Annotated in this window: 13 protein-coding genes; all 13 read right to left on the minus strand. The window is 56.2% G+C overall.

All coding sequences use genetic code 11. The features are described from left to right. Nucleotides 1-187 precede the first annotated feature (187 nt). Nucleotides 188-1,732: a RagB/SusD family nutrient uptake outer membrane protein gene (locus GSQ62_RS07250; protein WP_161888888.1), complete on the minus strand. Its 1,545-nt coding sequence runs from the start codon at nt 1,730-1,732 to the stop codon at nt 188-190. A 42-nt stretch (nt 1,733-1,774) separates the two neighbouring features. Next, on the minus strand, nt 1,775-4,951 hold the full coding sequence (locus tag GSQ62_RS07255; protein ID WP_161888889.1) for a SusC/RagA family TonB-linked outer membrane protein: 3,177 nt from the start codon (nt 4,949-4,951) through the stop codon (nt 1,775-1,777). Between the two features lie 273 nt (nt 4,952-5,224). Beyond that, nucleotides 5,225-5,653: a nuclear transport factor 2 family protein gene (locus GSQ62_RS07260; protein ID WP_161888890.1), complete on the minus strand. Its 429-nt coding sequence runs from the start codon at nt 5,651-5,653 to the stop codon at nt 5,225-5,227. 275 nt (nt 5,654-5,928) lie between these two features. Continuing rightward, nucleotides 5,929-7,053, minus strand: a complete 1,125-nt coding sequence (locus tag GSQ62_RS07265) for a bile acid:sodium symporter family protein (protein WP_161891354.1) — start codon at nt 7,051-7,053, stop codon at nt 5,929-5,931. Nucleotides 7,054-7,190: 137 nt separating this feature from the next. Then, entirely contained in the window at nt 7,191-8,123 is a 933-nt protein-coding gene (locus tag GSQ62_RS07270) for an RraA family protein (RefSeq protein ID WP_161888891.1), read from the minus strand. 67 nt (nt 8,124-8,190) lie between these two features. After that, a complete protein-coding gene (locus tag GSQ62_RS07275) occupies nt 8,191-9,120 on the minus strand; it encodes an RraA family protein (RefSeq protein ID WP_161888892.1) in 930 nt (309 codons plus the stop codon). Between the two features lie 183 nt (nt 9,121-9,303). Next, a complete protein-coding gene (locus tag GSQ62_RS07280) occupies nt 9,304-10,809 on the minus strand; it encodes a mandelate racemase/muconate lactonizing enzyme family protein (RefSeq protein ID WP_161888893.1) in 1,506 nt (501 codons plus the stop codon). Nucleotides 10,810-10,905: 96 nt separating this feature from the next. Continuing rightward, complete coding sequence (locus GSQ62_RS07285; RefSeq protein WP_161888894.1) at nt 10,906-12,189, minus strand: mandelate racemase/muconate lactonizing enzyme family protein; 1,284 nt, start codon at nt 12,187-12,189, stop codon at nt 10,906-10,908. A 36-nt stretch (nt 12,190-12,225) separates the two neighbouring features. Then, the gene (locus GSQ62_RS07290; protein WP_161888895.1) at nt 12,226-13,176 is read right to left on the minus strand and encodes an RraA family protein; all 951 of its coding nucleotides are present in this window, start codon (nt 13,174-13,176) and stop codon (nt 12,226-12,228) included. A 192-nt stretch (nt 13,177-13,368) separates the two neighbouring features. After that, the gene (locus tag GSQ62_RS07295; RefSeq protein WP_161888896.1) at nt 13,369-14,946 is read right to left on the minus strand and encodes a SusD/RagB family nutrient-binding outer membrane lipoprotein; all 1,578 of its coding nucleotides are present in this window, start codon (nt 14,944-14,946) and stop codon (nt 13,369-13,371) included. A gap of 20 nt (nt 14,947-14,966) precedes the next feature. Further along, a complete protein-coding gene (locus tag GSQ62_RS07300; protein ID WP_161888897.1) occupies nt 14,967-18,443 on the minus strand; it encodes a SusC/RagA family TonB-linked outer membrane protein in 3,477 nt (1,158 codons plus the stop codon). Between the two features lie 34 nt (nt 18,444-18,477). Then, nucleotides 18,478-19,506: a FecR domain-containing protein gene (locus GSQ62_RS07305; RefSeq protein ID WP_161888898.1), complete on the minus strand. Its 1,029-nt coding sequence runs from the start codon at nt 19,504-19,506 to the stop codon at nt 18,478-18,480. Between the two features lie 278 nt (nt 19,507-19,784). Further along, nucleotides 19,785-20,378, minus strand: coding sequence for an RNA polymerase sigma factor (locus tag GSQ62_RS07310; RefSeq protein ID WP_161888899.1), 594 nt, complete (start codon nt 20,376-20,378; stop codon nt 19,785-19,787). Nucleotides 20,379-20,858 lie beyond the last annotated feature (480 nt).

Consider the following 20,858-nt stretch of genomic DNA (forward strand, 5'->3'; position numbering starts at 1 on the left):
GCTGCCTATATGTCGGCTATATGCACTAAAGCAGCGGACAACGTACAGTAGCAGTAAGTTCAGCGACAGGGGCTTGCATTTTTTCAGAGCAACATGTATCCCCTTCTATATATAAAAGCAGCGTCCGGGATAACACAGAAGGTCCCCGGCCAACCCAGCCAGGGACCTTCTCAAGTACAGCCTGTTTTTAGTAATTCGGATTTTGCGCTTCAATTCCGCCCGCGCCCAGTTCCGGGTTCCTGCTTATCTCATCTTGCGGAATCGGAAGCACAAAGTCCCTGTCTGGGTCAAAGGTGTAGGTGGTAAAAGGCGGCTCGATTTTGCCTTCTTTTATCCAGCGCAGCACGTCGAAGTCACGGCCCTCTTCTCCTCCCCTTTCCACCTGGCTCTCGTGCCTGATGGCCGCGAAAACCTGCTCTGCGGTTGCAACCGGGTATTGCGCGGTCGGGTAGTGCGGCATCATCACATCTGCCCGGTCACGGATCATGTTCAGATACTCCACTGCCTTAGCCTGGTTTCCCAACTGGTTCTCGCACTCGGCCAACAACAGGAGCGCTTCCGCAAACCTGAAAATCCTGGTGTTGATGCCCGCAGGCTGGAAACCCTGATCTGACTTGTACAGGTTCGTGTACTTCTGCCAGCTTACCTTGATGGGCTGCCCATTCAATATAGATGAACCGGCACCGCCCTGCATGGCCTCTGTCAGTTTACTGTTGCCGTTGTTAAACTCATCGCCCGGGAAATAGACGGTGTAATCCAGCCGGGGGTCTCTTTTGGCGGCCCCGTTCTCCGGTGTCTCAAATTCATTCAGCAGGTCGTTCGATGGAATCAGGTTTCGCCACGAGATGGGGTTAATCTCCTGGTTGCGCACCGAGGACTGCGGCTGCGTGGCTCCGTCGCCGCTGCCCCAGTTATACCCATTGTCGCTCCTGCCCTGAAAGCCGATCTCCCATATAGATTCGGAATTGTACTCTGTCTCTTCCTTGAAATTGTCGAGGTAATTGTCCGTAAGGGAATAGGAGCCCAGCAGTTTCTCCAGTTCTGTTTTGGCCGATGCGTAGTCTCCCTGCTGCATATAGGCTTTGCCCAGCAGGAAAGTGGCGGCCCCTGAGGTGGCCCGGCCCAGGTCTCCTCCTGACCGGGTTGCCGGTAGAACTGCCTGCGCCGCCTTCAGATCTTCCATAACCAGCGCATATACATCGGCTACGGGCGCCCTGGGCTTGAAGTCATCAACGGCGCTGACAGGCTCTGTGTAGACAGGCACAGGGCCGAAGAAGTTTACGAGCTCATAATAAGCCCAGGCTCTCAGGAATTTCGCCTCGGCCACCATCAATCCAATTGTCTCCGTGTCGCCGGTGGCGGTGGGGCCGTTCGCAATCACGGTGTTGGCTCTGTGGACAGCGGTGTAAAAACCAGTCCAGATCGCCCCAATCACCGAGTTGTCGGGCGAGGTGCCGCCATTCAGGATTTGCGCCCTCGGCGCCTCCAGTTGGGCGCCCCCCGTTGCATAGTCGGGGCTGCGCAGGGCGTGCGTGAAGAACCACTCCCTTGCCACCAGCAGGTTAGAGTGTGCCACGGCATATATGCCGGTAACGCCTTTCTCCAGGTCAACGGCGTCTTTGAAGTAGACCTCCGTGGTGATGTAATTGGGATTTACCTTTTCTAAATCGTCGTGGCAGTTCGTCAGGAAAAAAATCCCCAGCAAGCATGCGGCTATATATACTTTTCTCATTAGCAGGTCAGGTTAAGTCGGATTTACAGTTCGGATCAGAAACTACAGCGTGATTTGGATGCCACCTATCAGGGTTCTGGGGGTGGGGTACTGGCCAAAGTCGACGCCGTTGGACAGCAAGCTTCCCTGCAGGGTTCCGACTTCCGGATCTAAGCCGGTATAGTCTGTTAGGGTAAACAGGTTCTGCGACGTGAAGTAGACGCGAATGCTGCCCACTTTGCCGCCAGCAAATGAGTTCAGGGCTCCCTGCGGTATGGTATAGCCAATGGCGAGGTTCTTGAGCCTGAGGTAAGAGCCGTCCTCGATAAACCTGTCAGACACGCGGTTGTTGCGGTTCGGGTCGCCGGCCACCATCCGCGGTATGTCCGTGTCCGTGTTGGAAGGCGACCAGGCGTCCAGCACTTGCGCGCCCGCGTTGAACAGGCGCTGCCCACCCTCGATGATCACGCGGCTCGCGTTATATATCTCGTTGCCCTGCACACCCTGGAAGAAAAGAGACAGATCAAAGTTTTTATATCCGGCCGTGGCGTTCAGCCCATAGCTGAAACTCGGCAGGTAGCTTCCGATAAAGGTCCTGTCCGCATCGTTTATGACACCGTTGCCGTCCAAATCCTTGAACTTGATGTCTCCGGCCCTGGTGCCATTCTCCTGTGTCGGGGAGTTTGCCACTTCGTCATCGCTCTGGAAAATGCCCGCCACCTGCCAGCCGTAAAATGACTGGATGGGCTCGCCAGCCTGCGTGCGGGTGATCTGGTTAGAACCGAAATCCTGGTTTCCGGCGGCGTCTATCACGGCGCTGGCAGCCGTTAGCTCCACCACCTCGTTCCTGATCCTGCTCAGGTTGGCATTCACGCTCCACTGAAAGGGTTTCTCACTCTCGTTGTAGCCCGCCTGAAACTCAAAGCCGCTGTTTTTCATCGTGCCGACGTTAGCAAACACGCCGGCGCCCCCGAAACCGAAGGAGTTAGGCGTGGGCACGCTCAGAATCAGGCCGTACTTATCATCCGTAGTCCTTTCGAAGTACTCGGCAGAGAACGTCACTTTGTTGTTGAACAAGCCCACGTCCACGCCCCCGTTTACCATGCTGGTGATCTCCCACTTCAGCTCCTTGTTTGCTATGCCCGAGTAGTAAGAGCCCAGCACCGGGTTGCCGTCCGTCGTGAACGGGTAGGCACTGGCGTTTACCTGCGCCAGCACCATCCAGGGGTAGTTGCCCAACCCGTTGAAGCCCACTTTGCCATAGCTGGCCCTTAATTTAAGCTCTGACAAGGCCCCAACGCCTTTCATAAACTCCTCTTCTGACAGCCGCCAGCCAACGGATGCACCCGGAAAGGAGCCCCATTTGTTGCCGGGGGCAAATTTTGAAGAGCCGTCGTAGCGCATGGAGGCACTCAGCAGGTATTTGCTCTTGAACTCGTAGTTGATGCGGCCCAGGTAGGAGATGATGAGACTTTCCTCGTACCCTCCGCTTGCGGCAAGGTTAGCAGCGTTTGTCAGTGTCTGCACGATGTTGTTCGGCTGGCTGCCGGACATGCTTTCCGAAATGCTCTTGAATCCCTGCCGCTCCTGCACCGCCACCGCATTCACATAGTGGTCGCCAAAGGTGTCGTCGAAGGTCAGCTGATTCGTTATGAGCAGCGAACGGCCTGTCGTCCTGTTGTTCTGTATTGTGGCGTTCGGTCTCGAGACCAGGCCGCCCGCGTCATATATCGGCAGGTATACGTCATTCAGGTTATTGTAGTAATCCAGGCCGCCTGTCGATCTGAAACGCAGCCAGTCTGTGATTTTGGCCTCTATGAAAAGGTTGCCGAGTATTTTGACGTTGCGGTTATAGTACTCATCCATGAGCGCCTCCCGGACCGGGTTGGTGGGGTCCGAGCTGTCCAGCGCGTCCGCCTCTCTGAAGCCGCCTAATTTTGTGGGGTCATACACGGGGATATAGGGCTGCGAGCGGATGGCATTCACGAGCTTGCTCCTGTTTCCGGCATTGTCGTACCGCTGGTCGCTGTAGGAGCCCATCAGGTTTTCGCCCACCGTGAAGACCTTGCCCAGGGTGTGGGTGGAGTTGAGCCGCAGACTGTAGCGCTCAAAGCCTACGCCCTCCATGATGCCGTCCTGCTTGAAGTAACCGGCATTGGTGAAAAACTGCGACTTCTCGTTGCCGCCGGACAGGGTGATGTTGTTCTGCGTGATCATGCCTGACGTAAAGAGCTCGTCCTGCCAGTCGGTGTTGGTCTGCGCGTAGGTTTGGGAAGCGCCGGTATATATAGGCTTGTTAAATTCTTCGGGGCTCAGTCTGGAAGGCAGGTTGGCGTCCGGGTCTGAGTTTTTGATGAGCGTGGTGGCGTACTGCACGTACTGTTCCGTGTTCAGCAGGTCGAGCTTTTTCGTGGCGTGCTGTGTCCCGATGCTTGAGTCAATCGAAACCCGCATTTTACCGTCTTTCCCCCCGGACTTGGTCGTGATGATGACGACCCCGTTCGCCGCCCTGGAACCGTACACAGCCGTTGCGGCGGCATCCTTGAGCACATCCACCGAAGCAATGTCCTTGGTGTCGATGCCGGAGAGGCCGCCCGTGGGCACGCCATCCACCACATACAGCGGCTCAGAGTCGAAGTTTACCGAGCCCACTCCCCTGATGCGCACCACCGGGGCTGTTCCGGGGGTGCCGGTGTTGACCACCGTAACCCCGGCAACTCTTCCCTGCATGGCCTGGGCAACGCTGGGCACCGGCAAGGCGGCTATTTCTTTGGAAGATACGGAGGAGATGGCACCCGTGACGGCTTCTTTCTTTTGCACCCCGTAGCCCACCACCACTACCTCCTGCAGCGCCTCCGTATCGTCGCCCAGGGTTATGCTCATTGTCTCCGGCCCTGCAAAGCCCCGCTCTACGCTGGTAAAGCCGATAAAAGAGAATACCAGGGTGCCCGCCTGCTCCGGCACATCAAGACTAAACGTGCCATCCGCCCCCGTTGCCGTTCCCCGGGTTGTGCCTTTCAGCAGCACGGTTACCCCTGGCAGCGGGTCGCCCGTGGAAGACACTACCCGTCCCGTGATGGGCCAGTCGAAATAAGGAGTTGCAGCGCCGCCCGGGGCAGCATACAGGCTGAGTCCAGGTTCAATGGTGCCGGCTGGTCCGGATTCCGCTCTTGCACTCAGCGTGCTAACGACAGCCAAGCCACACAATACCTTTTGCCAATTCTGTGTAAAGTTTTCCATATAGGCGATGACATTAAGTTTGAGAGAAAAAGAACCCCTCCTCCTATCCCCATTCTTGCAGCAGCAGGGTTTGAATCAGCACAGGGCGTGTGATTAATTACTCATCAGCACAGTTCCGGAAGTTATATAAAAATATTATTATTTCAAGCAATAACATTCATATTTAATTCTGAAAGACGGCTGTGCGACGAATAAGGGGGAAAAGCGGGCAAAGCACCCTGTGGTTGGGGAAGCCGTAAGAGCCACAACTGCCCGAGATTGATGCTGAACAGGCTACAGTTTGAAGGCCTGCCGGGCAAGCAGCTTCCACTGCCCATCCTGCTTTTGCCAAACCTGCATCACCCCAATCCGGATGTCGGTGGGGCTGCCGTTGTTGGTGGCCTTGGACGCGAACACATGCCGCACGATGGCGGCGTCCCCGGCCATTGTGATGGTTTGGTCCGCCGCGTCAATGGTCAGGAAGTCGAAGGGGCCGCTTACCACGTCCTCCACGAATGCCGCTTTGTCCTGCACTTTCCCGCTCGAGTGCCCGTAGCTGAGTTCCCTGGCCGTCAGTTCCTCCAATTGGCCCTTGTCGGCACTGACCATGGCGTTGTTAAATTTCCCGACAGCCGCAGCCACTTCTTTTTCGCCGCCGGACTGGGCGCAGGCAACTGCCGTCAGCAGCAGGGTAAGCATCAGGGGGAACAGGCTTTTTATCATCTTATATAAGGTTAGGTGTGATTAATCTGGAGTTTATATATACCGGTTTATTGTTTTGCCGTTGATGGGAACGGCTTCCCCGGCCTCACCGTCCATGAATTTTGTTGCTGACTGCAGTACCCTCAGCCTGAGCGATTTTATCGGGATTACCTATTATATGAAGGGCCCCTCCCGGAAAAACCGGAAGGGATGCCAATCCGAGCCACTGAACAGACTCCAGCCCAAGTTATATATGCTTTATATATGGAAAGCGTTTGTATATATGAATGGTACGGCTACCGCTTCACCATCCCCACGGCGTCGTCTCTTTGCGGCATCTCGTCAAGCTCGCCTGCGGGCGGCTTCCGGTGCCAGTAGGAGGCCAGGATAGACCCGGTGATGTTCATGAGCGGGCCGAACACCGCGGCGGCCAGCCCCACGGTGGCCATCTTGCCCATCTCTTTGGCAATGCCGGAGGCAAGGCCCCCGTTCTGCATCCCCACCTCGATGGCGATGGTGCGGCAGTCGCGTTCTTCCATCCTGAACAGCCTGCCCCCCCAATAGCCAAGGAAGTAGCCCGCCAGGTTATGCACCAGCACGAGCAGAATCAGAGTGCCGCCAATCTCCAGCAGGCTGTCCCTGCCCGCCGCCGTGATGATAACGATGATGAAGGCAATCCCGAACATGGACACCAGGGGCATGGCATCGTCCAGCCATTTGGCTTTGCCGCGCAGCAGTTTGTTGAACAGGAGCCCCGCGCCGATGGGGATAATAACCATCTTCACGATGTCCCACATCATGTCCAGCACGTTTATCTCCACAAAGGCACCCGCCAGCAGGCCCATCAGCAGCGGCGTGAAAAGGGGCGCGAGCAGCGTGGCGATGGTGGTGATGGTGATGGAGAGCGCCAAGTTGGCCCTGGCCAGGTAGTTCATCACGTTGGAGGCGAGCCCGCTCGGGGAGCAGCCGATGAGCACGATGCCGGCCGCTATCTCAGGAGAGAAATCGCTCGTGCTGGCGATGGCGAAGCCCAGGAAAGGCATAATGGTGAACTGGCACAGAAGCCCGACGATGACCCCTTTGGGCATCTTCGCCACACCGATAAAATCCTGCACACTCATGGAAGTGCCCATCCCGAACATGATGAGCTGGATGAGCGGCGTGATGAGCACGGCGAATTTAAAGCCATCCACCTCCACAAAATAACTGGGGTAATACAGCGCCGCCGTCACGGCCGCAAAAATCATGACGGTGTAGGAGAAGCCCCTGAACTTTTCGTAGCCCCGGAACCCGATGGCCAGCGCAGCGAAGAAAGCGATAAAGAAGGGGCCCGCCTGCCCGAGGTTTCCGCTCAGCGCCATAAAAAGCGCCGCCGCCAGGCAAACTGCGGCCAGGCCAAGGGCTGTCTTATAGATGTATATTTGTTTCACAGGATTAGTTTATGTGTGATGAAAGAATTTGAAGGAGATGCCGAAAAAACCTGTCTCGAGCGCCCCCTATGCTGTAAGCTCCACGGCTTGCCGCGAGAACTTCTGCGCCAACCGGCATATGGGTAAACTCACCAGGTCCGTTTGCTCATCACCTGGTCGAGCTCGGCCCGCGACATTTTGCCCAGCTCGGGGTGCTGGTCTAGCCACTTCAAAAAGTCTTTTTTGATCTGGTCTGTCCACTGGCTGTCAATCTGCCCGGTGGTGTAGCGGCCTGACTTCACCATCTCGAAGCCGAACTTATCTTTCCGGGTCACGAACTCCGCGGTGCCCACCACCTGCTCGGCCAGGTGCGCCGGCACAAAAAGCACCCCCTCCCGCTGGGCAATCACCAAATCGCCGGGCAGCACGATGGCGTTACCGATGCGGATGGGCGTGTTGAGCCCCATCAGCACCATCTCCTCCAGAAAAGAGGGGTGGAAATCACGAACGAAGGCATTGAAACCCTCGATGTTCTGTATCTCCTGCAGGTCCCGCGCGCTGCCGTTGAACACCACGCCGTTGCCCGACTTGCTATATATGGAGTTGGCCAGCGTGGCGCCCATCAGCGTTCCCCCGCCTATCTTCCCGAAGCCGTCCGCCACATATACGTCGCCTTTGGTCAGCACCTCGATGGGCCAGGCGTTGGTGTTTCCCTTCCTGCCCTGTTTGGTTGTTCCGCGCTCTTTTATATGCTTCTCCACATCAGGGCGGCTCGGCATGAACATGGCTGTCACGGCGCGGCCAATCACCGGCACGTCGTCCTTCACCATTTTCCAGTCGCCGGCGAACTGATTCGTGTAGCCCTCGTTTTTCAGCACCGTCCAGGCATCGTCGATTCCGATATGTTTTGCCCGCTCCAGCAGCTCGTCCGGAATTTTGGGGCGGCCGTCCGGAAACCGTTCCCCTTTCCACTCCGCCGTCAGGAAAATCAGTTCGTCTTTGGGGATGGTCTGTGCAAGCGAAGAACCTCCACACAACAGGCCAAGCACAAATGGCAGCACTATATATAAGCTAAATCTCATTCCTTAAAATTTGATGATGGTACTTTTATTTTTGATTATGGACTGACTAAGATACAAAAAGCGGGTATCAATTCTGCTTAGAAAGATAAGCCTCAATGTCTTTTTTGGATACGGCGAGCTGCCTGGGGTATTTGGCCACCCAGGCCCTGAACTCGTTCTTGATCTTGTCGGACCAGTCGCCGTGTATCTCGCCGGAGGGGTACTTGCCCTGCTGCAGCAGCACCCGCTCAAACTCGTCGCGCAGCGCGGTCATCTCCGAGGCAGCCACCAGCCCCTCCACCAGGTGGGCGGGGATAAACACCACGCCATAGTCGTTGGCGAACACCACATCGCCGGGGAACACCGTCACCTCCCCGATACGAATCGGGGTGTTGATGGAGGTGGGTGTCATGTCCTTGATATAAGAGGGGTCGTGGCCCTTCACCCAGGCATTGAAGCCCTCCGTGGCCTTCAGCTCCTGCATGTCCCGCACCGAGCCGTTGAAGATGACGCCCTTGCCGGTCTTGCCATATATGGCGTTGCCTAAACTCGAGCCGATCAGAGTGCCGTCTTTCACCTTTCCGAAGCCGTCGGCCACATATACATCCCCTTTTGTCAGGATATCGATGGGCCATATGTTGATGCCGCCTTTCTGCGAGCGGCCCTCGGCCTTGCCCTGCGCCCGCACCAGGCTGTCCAGGTCCGGCCGGGACGGCATGAACTGGGCCGTCAGCACACGGCCGACCATCGTGCTGCCCGGCTTCAGAATCACCCAATCCTTTGCCACCTGGTTGCGGTAGCCTTTGTTGCCCAGGTAGCCCCATATCTGCTCCAGTGTGGCATTTTGCAACCGCTCCAGCACAATGTCAGGCACCTTGGGGCGGCCATCCGCGAGGCGCTCCCCCTTCCACTGCGAGGTAAGCGTTTTCACATATTCAGGCGACGCCCCCACCCGCTGGGCCTGGGCCGATACTCCGCAGAAAACGATTGCTATAAACAGCAGTGCTATTTTTCTCATGGTATATGAATTTTAGTTATCGGGCAGGAAAGCAGTCCATCAGGACCCGGCCGGTTTGTTGCGCTGACCTGTAACCTCCCGGCTGCATGACCCCAGTTTCTGCCTTTGAACAACACTTCTTCCATTACGATATATAAGGGAGGTTTGACAGCCCTGGCCCATCAAACCTCCCTTATATATGGCTTAGCTCCAGAGCCTGTCGTGGGAGCGCTTTTCGTTCCACTCGGGAGTTGGCTCAAAATAGCCTTTTGCACTGGGGTGCAGGTGCTGTTTCATCACCTCATCATTCAGCTCAATTCCTAACCCCGGTGCATCCAGCGGCACGTTGGCAAAGCCCTTGGTGATCAGGGGCTGCTTGCCTGTCGGCTTCACCAGTTTCTCCCACCACTCGTCGTCCACGGAGTGGTGCTCCAGCGATAGGAAGTTCTGCGTGGCGGCCGCGCAATGCACATTGGCCATAAAGGTGACAGGAGAGCCAGCCTGGTGCATCGCCATGGCAATACCCTGTTCCTCGGCGTAATCCCCGATGCGCTTGGTTTCCAGCAGGCCGCCGGAAGTGCCCAGGTCCGGGTGAATCAGATCTACTGCCTGCGCATCAATAAGCGGCTTAAACCCATCCTTTAGCCCAAAAATATCCTCTCCGGTGATGGTTGGCGTTTCTATGGCATGCGTCAGCACTTTCCACTTCTCTGTGTCCATCCACGGCACCATATCCTCCACCCACGCCAGCCGGTAGGGCTCCATTCTCTTGGCAAAGCGAATGGAGTTGTTCACGTCGAAGTGGCCGAAGTGGTCGGACGACAGCGGGATTTCGTAGCCTACGGCATTGCGCACCTGCTCTACATACTCGGCCAGCGCGTCCAATCCTTTCTCGGTTATCTGCACCTGGGTAAAAGGGTGCAGCGTGCTGCCATAGCTCATATAGTCCCGGGTATCGTACTGCCCCTGCATTTTACCGTCTGCCCCAGACCAGAACTTGCTGTTCACGATAGTGCCCGGCTGGTTAGCAACCACGTGGATACCCAAGTCCATCTTCAACCAGGTAAAGCCCTGGTCCTGCACCCTTAGTTTCATTGTCTTTGCAAACTCTTCAGGACTGTTGGCTCCCGGCGTATCGGCATACAGGCGGATTTTATCACGGTACCTGCCACCCAACAGCTGCCAGGCGGGCACGCCGTAGGCTTTACCCGCCAAATCCCAGAGCGCCATTTCTACGGCACACACACCGCCTCCCTGGCGGCCGTGGTAGCCAAACTGCCGAATCTTTTTCCAGAGTTTCTCCACATTACAAGGGTTCTCCCCTAAAATCCGGCTCTTCAGCATGAGGGCGTAGCGCTCGTCGCCGCCATCGCGCACATCGCCCAGGCCATATATGCCCTGGTTGGTGTCGATCCGGATAACGGGCTGGCGGCCTGTCACCTGCAGCACGGCCACGCGCATGTCTGTAATCTTCAGGTCGGATGGGTTTGACAGGCGGTTCACCCTGGAAGTGGTGTGGGCCATCACATCCTCGATGGGGGCACAGGACATCAGGCCTCCCAAAGCAAGCCCCCCCAAAGCTGAGCGCTTGAGGAACTCACGCCGCTGGTTGGTAGTGGACGGGTCCTGCAGTTCCGCCTGCCGGGCCACCGCCTCCTGTTTCTCCTCTGCCTTAAACTTCTCTGTAATCTGGTGTATAATGCTTTTCATGAGAATTATAGGTTTTATATGATACTTACAGATCTAAGCGTATTTGCCGGGCAACCCAGGGCATCCGTTGTTATAATGGCCGTGCCTGCCGCTTCATCACACAAAGAAGGGGTAGTCTTTTGTAGCGTACTTTTTCATTCCTTCCTCGTTTATCTCCACCCCTATCCCCGGCTTGTCCCGCAGCACAATAAAACCGTCCTCCGTCATGGGGCCGTCAAAGGTCACGATCTCCTTGAACATGGGGTCGGTGTGGAAGTACAGCTGCCACTCCAGAATGGCGAAGTTGGGCACGGAGGCACACACGTGGCAGGAGGCCATGGCGGCCAGGTAAGAGCCCACCATATGCGGCGAGAAAGGCACGTAGTAGAGGTTGGCCAGGTTGGCTATCCGCTGGCCCTCGCCCAGCCCTCCGGCTTTCTGCAAATCGGGCATCACCATATCGGCAGCCCCTATCTCGAGCAGCCGCCGGAAACCATGGGCCAGGTACAGGTTTTCTCCCACGCAGATGGGCGTACTGGTGGACTCCGTGATATATTTAAGTGCGTCCACGTTTTCGGCCGGAACGGGTTCCTCCAGGAACATCAGGTTCAGGGGCTCCATCATTTTGGCCACGCGGTGGCCTGTGGTGGCGTCGTAGCGCCCGTGCATGTCCACACATATATCGATGTGGGGCCCCACTGCCTCCCGCACGGCGGCTATCTGGTTGTACATCCGCTCGAGCTCGGCGGGGCTGGCGGTCCAGTTGTAGCGGTCGTACTTGTTGGGGTCGTTCGCCTCGTCAATGTCCAGCTTCACGGCGGTGTAGCCCCTTTTCACGACATCTTTCGCGGCCTCGCCATACATTTTCGGGGTGGGGTTTCGCTGGCGGTAAGCCCCGGTATCGCAATATACCCGGATTTTGTCCCTGAACTTGCCGCCCAGCAACTGGTAAACCGGCACGCCCAGGGCCTTTCCCGCCAGGTCCCACAGGGCAGTCTCAACCGCCGACAGAACGGCTACGTACATTCCCGCCTGGGCTCCCTCAAAAAAGCCGCCCTTCCGCACATCCTCAAAGATGCGGTTTACGTTCAGCGGGCTTTTGCCTTTGATGCGCTCCCCGAACATCTTCACCAGGTGGTAGGTGCCGGGCGTGGCGTCCACGGCCTCTCCGCATCCCCATATGTCCTGGTTGGTGTATACCTTCACGAACAGGCTGTGGCCGTTCCGGATGTAGCCCGCCTTTATGTCGGTTATCTTCAGGTCGGATGGGCTGGATTGCAGCGGCCCTTTCTCTACCGCAGCCTGCAGTTCGTTCCCGAAACCGGACATCAGGCCAAACCCGGCAAGGCCGGCCATACTGCTCTTAGCCAGGAAGGAGCGCCTGGATTGTTTATTCGCCATATCTTCTTTTGATTATCGTTTATGGATACCGCGCCTTTACCAGGTGCGGGTTTTCAGCATCTCCTGGATCTGCTCTTTCGGAACCGGCAACTCGTCCAGGTGGTCGTTCAGCCATTTCGAGAAGTCTTTCTCTATTTCCGGCGACCAGCGGTTGTCAATCTGCCCTGCCGTATATTTCTGCTCGCGCAGGCGCTGGTGACCGAACATATCCCGGAGCCTGACGACTTCAGAGGTTTTCACCACTTTCTCGGCCAGGTGCGGCGGTATGAAACTCACCCCTCCGTCGCGGCCCAGCACGATATCGCCGGGCAACACCATCACATCCCCTATCCGGGTAGGCTTGTTGATTCCGATGAGCGTGGTGTTGAGTTCTCCGTCCGGGTTGTTCAGGTGGTGAGAGGGGTGGTAGCTGCGCACAAAAGAGGTGAAAGAGCCCAGTTCCTTCAGTCCCGCTATATCCCGCACGGCCCCGTTGTAGACAATCCCGTTTCCTGATTTGGCATAGATGGAGTTCGCCAGGTTGTCGCCAATGGTCGGGCCGTTTTCATGCGCCCCGAACTGATCGGCCACATATACGTCGCCCTTCACCAGCATGTCAACGGGCCAGGAGTTCTGGTCCTTGATCCGTCCGTCCTTTTTATGGCCCTTCTCCGTGATAACCCGCTGGACGTCGGGGCGGCCCGGCATGAACGTGGCCGTGAGCGCGCGGCCCACCAGCACACTGTCGGGGTTTATCACCAGCCATCCCTCGGCGTACTGGTGCTTGTAGTTCTCTCCCTTCATCACCGCCCAGGCCTCTTCGTGGGTTACCAGCTTCATTCTCTCGAGAATAGCATCCGGAACCTTCGGGCGGCCGTCGGGGAAGCGCTCGCCTTTCCACTCGGGGGTGAGAAAGAGCAGCTCCTCGCGGGAAATCTGCTGCGCCTGCGAGGTGGTGGAAAGGCCAAGAAAGAGTACAATGAGAAGGAGTGCGTAATTTTTTTTCATATACCTTGTTTTTGACTTTGCTGAAAACTACTCCGGGAGTTATAGCCCTATATAGCCGCAACGTTGCGGGTGCGGTTGAAGGCTATATCATCCTGCCCCTGGCGAGAGGGTAAAACATATATAAGTCTTACCCTCTTGAAAACCAGCCAGGGTTGTACCGTGGGAACAACTACCTCTTTCGTATGGGCCGCACTACTCCACCACGTCCCAGAACACCGGGTTGCCGAGCGTGTTGCCCCCCATCCGAGCGATGGCCTCCTTTACATTGTCTTCGTTTACAGAGATTTCCCGCAGCGGATAGGGCAGCCTGCGGATGAAGCCGCCCCCAATATCGTTTACAGAAGGGTCCTGACTCGCATAGTTGATAGGCTCTAATTCCGGGTAGCCGCTTCTGCGGAAGTTAGACCAGGCTTCCTCGAACTGCAGGAAAGATGCAACCCAGTACTGCTCGTTTATCAGCTCCAATGCCTGGGCGGGGTCATAGGCAATCTCAGGCTGTGCCAGGAAGGCATCCACCTCTTCCGGTGTAATGTTGATGATGGCGTCCTCGGTCACGCCACTGTAAGCCTCCATCTGCTCCATGTGCGCCCTGATACCAGCTTCATAATTCTCCTGAGCCACGGCCTCGCCTCCAGTTATATACCCTCTGTGCGCAGCCTCTGCCAGAAGCAGCGATGTCTGGGCGTACGTCACCAGGAACTGCGGCCTGTCGAGTTGCAGCACCGTCCTGCGGTTGAACTGGGAGTAGGCGTAGGCAGCGCCGATTTTACCGGGGAAACCAGGTGCGTTGGCAATGTTCGTGTCATCATACCCATAGGGCATTCCTTGCTGGTCATCCGGGTTCGTGTTTTCCTCTCCTAATGACTCCAGGGTTCCGGCAGGGTTCTCATATTTCACCGCAATGTATTCCAGTCGCGGATCATCGGTGCTCTGAAGGAACTCAACAAACGGAGCGCCTACATAGTAGTTAAGCCGCTCAGTAGCCATCAGCGGAGCCGAGAAGGGATGGATGAAAACCGCACTGTAGGGAACATAAGCGTTGTCCTCGTTCGAAGCCATGACGCCGCCCCTTGCCGGGTCAACCGCTGTCGTGACAATAGATTGCGCTTTTGCCTCGTCAATCTCAGTGTAACGCATGCCGGTGCGCAGCAAAAGCGAGTTGCCAAGCTTTTTCCACTGCTCAATATCGCCCCCGTAGAACAAGTCTCCCTGCACGATATCGCCCTCCGGCTCCAGGGAGTCAGTCGCCTGCTGGTATTCCTTTATGATGTCCTCATATATAACCGAGGCCTCATCATACTTGGGCAGGTAGGTGCTCTCCAGGAAGCCTTTGCCCGCCTCAAAGTAAGGCACATCGCCGTAGGTGTCCACCAGAATCTGGAAGCAGTACGCGCGCCAGATCCTGGCCATGTTGTAGAGGTTGCTCCGGTCCGGGTCGTCCTTCGTCATGTCGATGATGGCAGTCAGGTTCCTGATCGACAAAGTGTAGAGGTCGTTAAAAATGGGGGCAGACTGTGTTTCATTCACCACATTGAGATTGCCGCCCGCCGGGTTTCCTGAGTAGGGTATCTGCACCTGCTGCACAATGGCCGCCTGGTAACCCAGCGTGTTGACAGCGGAAGTGCGCAGCGCATCCGAGAACAGGTACTCGGGGTTGAGGGTCGTGGGCTGTATCGGATTTGTGTTTATCTCCTCAAAATCCTTATCGCAGCCGCCCGCACCGATCAGCAAAGCAATCAGCACCACGGATTTATATATGTTCTTTATCATGATGTTGCTCATAATTGACATTATAGTTTAATGTTGACGTTTACACCATAGCTGCGGGTGGTGGGCAGCGAGTGCGCCTCGAGCCCTGCCAGGTTGTCGGAAGCAGAGTACTGGGACTCCGGATCAAGGTTGTCAACATACTTCTTGATCATCAGCACGTTGTTCACGTAGGCGTTGATGTTCAGCCCCTTGATGAACGTGTTGCTCAGCAGCTTGGTGAGATCGTACCCCAGCGAGGCGGTTCGCCACCTGACAAAGCTGGCGTCATATACAAATGGGGTGGCGATGCTGAAGCTCCGGACGCCATTGTAAAATGTTCCGGGGACTACCGGCGTTGTGTTCGGGTCGCCCTCCGGCGTCACGCTCGGATATATAACCCCTCCCTCGCGTCCGGGCAATGTCGCCTTGTGCAGGCCGTGGCGGTACCAGTTGAAGTTGGAGTTAGAGATCAGCTTGTGGCCTGCCTTAAAGTCGACCTGTGTGAAGAAGCGGAAGCCTTTGAAGTTGAGGGTGTTGAGCCATCCGCCCGTGTGGGTCGGAATTGCGCTGCCGTAGGTCACAATATCTCCTCCTAACATATTACCATTGGATGTAACAACCCGTCCCTGCTCATCGCGCCTGAAATCGACGCCGCGCAGCGAACCCAGCGGCTTCCCGACTTCATGCGACACGATACCGGTGTATTCGCCCGTCCCCACGTCAATCCGCTGCTGGTTGTTTGCCAGTTCCAGCACTTCGCTCTTGTTGTAAGTCAGGTTGAAGGCGGTCTCCCAGGAGAAATTGCTGTTCGTTACCGGGATGAAGCCCAGCAGCATTTCTATACCTTCGTTCCGGAGTCTTCCCACGTTCACTTTTGTCTGCCCGAAGCCCGAGGCGTTGGAAATGTCCACATTCAGGATTTCGTCCACGGTGTTCTTGCGGTACAGCGCCATGTCCAGGTTCACGCGGCTGTTAAACAACCTTAGCTCCAGGCCCACCTCCGCTTCTTTCACTTTCAGAGGCCTCAGGTTCGGGTTGGGGCTCACCGAACCGGCAATGCTTCCCAGCGGGATGCCGTTCAGGGTCTGGTTGTTCAGCGAGTAGAAGAGCTGGTTGGTATAGGGGTCTGTGTCTCCGCCCACTTCGGCGTAGGCGGCTCGCAGCTTGCCAAAGTTAACCCAGGAGGGCAGCGAGGACGCAAGCGCCTGACTAAACACAAAGCTGGTGCTCACCGACGGGTAAAGGTAGCTGTTCGACTCCGGATTGAGCGTGGAGAACCAGTCGTTGCGGCCCGTAAGCGTCAAGAACAGATACTCCCGGAAGCCGAAATCCACTGTTCCATATATGGAGTTCACTTTCTTTCTGTAGTAATTGAAATTAGGATCCTTTATCTGCCCGTTACCGATAGTGTACAGGTCCCGCACGTAGAAATTGGTGACGGATGTGCTCAGCGTCTGGGACCGCTGGTCCATGGAGTTGCCCCCGATGGTCGCGTCGATGCTGAAATCGCCGAATTCCCGGTTCGCCCCCACCAGGAAGTCGAGATTGAGCTCCCGGAAAGTCTCTGAGTCCTGGTAATAATTGCCATTGAAACCTGACGTAGCAGGCGGTAGAAAAGCTGTCCCGGTGGGGCGGTTCACCTCGTGGTTCACATTGAAATAGTCCTGCCCCACGCGCCCCTGGGCATAGAGCCAGGGCGTGAACTGGTACCGCAATGACACGTTGCCGAAGAGGCGGTCGCGTTTGCGGTTCTCGAACCGCTCATATATAGACCAGTACATGTTGGTACGGTTCGTAAAACGCGCCGGGTTGATTTCGTTGCCGGTAACCGGGTCTTTGTAGGCATCCTTCATCCACCTCGGGTCTATGCTGTTGGCCAGGGTGTAAAGCGTGGAGTTCACGTTATAATCCTGCTGCGAAACAACGGGCGGATTCTTGTTGTACTCGTTGGAGTAGTTGGCATTGACCTGCGTGGAAAGCTTTTCCGTCAGGTTGTAATTCAAACCAAGGTTCACAGACCGTCTGATAAAGGCTGAGTTTGGCACAATGCTCTCGGCATCGGTATTAGAGAAGGACACGCGGAAACTCCCCTTGTCGTTTCCCCCGGCTAAAGCCACGCTGTTCTGCAACATCAGCCCGGTGCGGTAAAAAGCGTGGGTGCGGTCCTTGAAAGGCACGTACGGGTGCTGCTCCCCATCAACCTGCCACGTTGGCTGGCCATCGAAGCGCTCGCCGAAGCTCCACACACCTGATGACCGGGCCTCACCCACGGTCTTCGGGCGCACACCGCCTTCGCCCTGGCCGTACTCATATTGAAAGTCTGTGAAATCCAGCGCCTGATCGGCCTGCACCGTGGAAGACACCGTTATGCCGATGCCCGTCACGTTAGCGCCATCTTTCGTGGTGATGATGATGGCGCCGTCCTTCGCCCGGAAGCCATACAGCGCGGCGGCGGCGGCCCCCTTCAGCACGGTCATGGATTCTATATCCTCCGGGTTTATACTTTGCAGGCCGTCTCCGGTGTCTGACTTCGCCTCTCCGGCAAACCCCTCTCCGGCAGCGTTTCCGAGGCCGCCCGCGTTGTTGTTAATCGGCACGCCGTTCACCACTATCAGCGGAGAGTTGTCGCCGCCGAACGAAGACTGGCCGCGTATCCTGATCTTGGAGGAGCCGCCCGGGCCGGTAGGCGGCGCCTGTACATTGACCCCGGACACCTTTCCGACCAGATTATTCCCCACGTTGGTGGACCGGCTGCTTAAAAGCGCCTCCGTATCTACGGTGGCTGTGGCATAGCCCAGTTTCTTGGCTTCCCGCTTTATACCCAGAGCCGTTACCACCACTTCCTCCAGCGCCTCGGCATCCTCGTTCAGCACCACGTTGAGGCTGGTCTGGTTGCCGACCGTCACTTCTTTTGCAGAATACCCGATATAGGAGAACACGAGCACATCGCCGGGAGAAGCGCTGAGCGAGAAACTGCCCTGCGCATCCGTGACGGCTCCTCTGCTCGTCCCTTTCACCGCGATGCTCACACCCGGCAGGCCTGCGCCGCTGTTGTCTGTCACGCGGCCGGTCACCTGGGTAGCCTGCACAATGGGTGTTGCTGGCTTCGCACCTTCGCTTCCCTTGTCAGGCGTCGCCTGTTCCATGCCATGGTATATGAAATAGGTGTTCTCCGGCTTGTTGTATTTCTTATACTTCAGGCCATTGGATTTCAAAATACCGTCCAGCACCTCTTCCAGTTCCTTTGCGGAGGGGTCTACCGCCCGGACTTGGAGGCCCTCCAGCACTTCCTGGTTGTAGGTGAAGCGAACGTTGTATTTTTTCTCAAGCTGCCCAAACACGTCTTCCAGGGGCACCAGGGCCGCTTCCGACGGGTTGACACGAGCCACGCGCTTTTCCACTGCTGCGTTGGCTGCCAACGAGAATTCCTGAGAGAACGCATCCTCAGGGAAGGCGAGCACAGCGACCGAGAGGGACAGCAGCGTTATCCTGACTGTGTGGTAAAACTTCTTTTGCATAGACTTAAGTAGTTAAGTAGTATAGAAGATTCGATTAATTCAGTTCCTGTCTCTCGAACAGAAGGCGGTTACCTTCCCGCTTTACATGCAACTCATTTACCTTGGCTAAAGCGTCCAGCAGATCATCCAGGTTTTCGGTGGAGATAACACCCCTCATGCGCTCCTGCGCAATGTCGGGGCTGGCAAAGGCCACCTCTATCCCAAATGTCTCCTCTATCCTGTTTGTCACCTCCCGGAGGGTGGTGCCGTCCATAATCCACTGTTGTCTTGTCCAGTCGTTGTACCGTTCCGGGTCAACCTTCTTCCTAACCGGACTCCCCGAGCCCTCGTATAGCCCCACCAGTTCCCCGGGCTTCATCAGAATGGGGCCAGACTGCCCTTCGCGGTTCAGCTTCAGCTTTACCCTGCCCGAGTTCAGAACCACCTGGCTCCCCCTGGCCCTGCTGAAAACGTTAAACTGCGTGCCCAGCACCACTACATCCACCTTTTCGGTATGCACGGTAAAGCGCTTGTCCCCGAACCCCTTCTTCTTCGCCACTTTAAAGAAAGCCTCACCGGTTAGCCGCACTTCCCTGGATTCTCCCCAGCCCCACCAGTTGGGCAGCACTTCCAGGGTTGAGTTTGCATTCATAAGCACGGCTGTTCCATCCGCGAGCGTGATACCTTTTTGCTGCCCGAAGTCCGTGTGGTACCTGACCGTCCTGTCCGCGCGCAGCAGGTAAAACAGAAACCCTGACACCAGAAGCAGCGCTGCCACTGCCGCCCACTTGCCAAAGGGCTGCCAGCGGCTTTCCGGCCTGAGCTTCCTTGTAGTGCCGGATGCGTGCCTGCTCTCCGCGATCCTTTCCCATACTTCCTCCTGCTCCCCTTCTGCCGGTATGTCCTCCTTGAAGCTAAACAATAGAACCAGGCTACGGGCCTGTTCTATCGTCTGTCGTTTCTCCGGGTGTTCACTAAGCCATTTCTGCCAAAAAAGGGCGTCTTCTCTGCCAGGGTGCTGTACCCACCGTTGAAAGCGCGAGTCCATGGCGAAATCCTCCACCGAGTAATCGAAATAGTTCATTTTCCTTGCTTGTAGTGGAGCTGCTTTTAGTAATTGGTCACTCACCTATATAAGGCGGCGATGGCTTCAAAATCTCATCAAAAAATTAAAAGTTTTTTTAAAGGACTGGTTTTCGCCTCTGGAACCTCTACGAACGGGAGCGTTTGGCAAGGGTCCGAGGCAAGGCGGAGAGCCATCCAGGCAGTGAAACAGACCGGAGGTGCCTTGCTTCTCTCAGCAAAGGAGATATAAATTTCTATAATGGCAGACAGGCCGCTCGTGTAGCGGGCGCTCCCTGTTCACGCGCATAGGCAGAGAAGGCAGAGCGCGACTCTGACGATATCTGTTTTAATCAGGTGAAGCGCCTTTGAAACGAGGTTGTAGCAGGAGTCGACGCTGAGGGACATGAGCGATGCTATCTCCTCGTACGACATGCTATTGTAATATCTCAGGAAGATGGCTTCCTTTTGCCGTGGGGTCAGCGAGTTTATGGCTCTCTGAAGGCTAGCCTGTTGCTCCTGGGACAGCTGGTGGGAAATCAGCAGGGACTCATATGGCAGCACAAGTTCAAAACGCGCCTCGGAGAGACTCTCCTGCCCAAGGCTTAGTTTCTTCTTCCTGTCCAGCGCGTCCAGCATTTTATGGCGCATGGCCTTTAAAAGATAGTATTTGAGAGAGGTAACAATGCTCCCGTCACACCGCTTCTCCCACAGCTTCACGAACAGGTCGTGAATGCTGTCCTTCACCAGGTCCTTATCAGCGGTAAACTTACAGCCATAGTTGTAAAGCAGACGGAAGAAGGAGTTGTATATCTCCGCAAACGCCTTTTCACTGCCATTCTGAAAATCTACCCACAGCTGGTCACTTTGGTCCGAATCCTTGTGTAATTCCATGCGCCTAATTCAACCGCCAACTAAACCTGTCCACGGTATAATGCCTGGTTTGGCTGCTGGCACCCCGGTGCTGTACAATACCCTGAACCCTTTCCGTACTTCCGCTATCCGGCAAGAGTCCTTTCATGCCCTACCTCCCGGAGCACTGAGGACAACACCCCATCAGAAAAGCATCCGGGCAGAATGTTTCTGAATAAATTTAGCTTTATAGTTTATATATACAATAACACAGGCAATTAAATTATTTAAAGTCGGCACTGCATATGAGCAAGGCTGGCTGCGGTTCCGGCACTCAGGCAAGCCAAACCTTACCCAAGCGGACACCCCGGCAACTCCCCCGCTCCCGCAGGCAAGGGTGGGTTGCCCCGCTGCTTTGGCCGTACGAAGATGAGCATGCACTAATAGCCATATATCAAGCTTTTTCGCCCTTCCTGCGCGACACGGGGAGCAACAGCCCTGCAGATGCCACCATGGCGTGGT

The organism is Pontibacter russatus, assembly GCF_009931655.1.
Lineage (GTDB): Bacteria > Bacteroidota > Bacteroidia > Cytophagales > Hymenobacteraceae > Pontibacter > Pontibacter russatus.